This is a genomic window from Erythrobacter sp., from assembly GCF_038133525.1.
Classification (GTDB): domain Bacteria; phylum Pseudomonadota; class Alphaproteobacteria; order Sphingomonadales; family Sphingomonadaceae; genus Qipengyuania.
This window is the reverse complement of record NZ_JAYPTL010000004.1, coordinates 7,063-7,437: the sequence shown is the minus strand read 5'-3', so window position 1 is coordinate 7,437 and position 375 is coordinate 7,063. Positions and strand designations below refer to the sequence as shown.

The window sequence follows — 375 nt, the reverse complement described above, 5'->3', positions numbered from 1 at the left end:
TGAGAATTCTTGCTTCTTCGGCCATAGCTTTGCTTGTTGTTTCCGCCCCAGTTGTCGCGCAGGATTCACAACCCGCCGCGGACGACACGGCAGCGACGGGTCAGGATGCTGCTGTGGAAGGTGAGAAGGAAGATCCGGATCTCGATAAGGTCGTGTGCCGATCCGAAAAAATTCTTGGCTCGCGTTTGGGTTCAACCAAGCGTTGCCAAACCCGTCGGCAGTGGGAGGCTGAACGGGCCGCCGATCGCCGAGACATCGAACGTGTTCAGAACACTCGTTACAAGGCGGGGCAGTAAGATCCAGCCCCTAACTATCGGGTAATCTTGCGAAGAGAGCCGGCTCGTCTTTTGCGAGTCGGCTCTCTTCGTTTTGGGT

Annotated in this window: 1 protein-coding gene; it reads left to right on the top strand. The window is 56.5% G+C overall.

Annotated features, from left to right (window positions below; genetic code table 11):
* Positions 1–296 (top strand): hypothetical protein (locus tag AAFM29_RS01715; RefSeq protein WP_341711091.1); only part of this gene is annotated, 296 nt, incomplete at its 5' end.
* Positions 297–375: the final 79 nt, after the last annotated feature.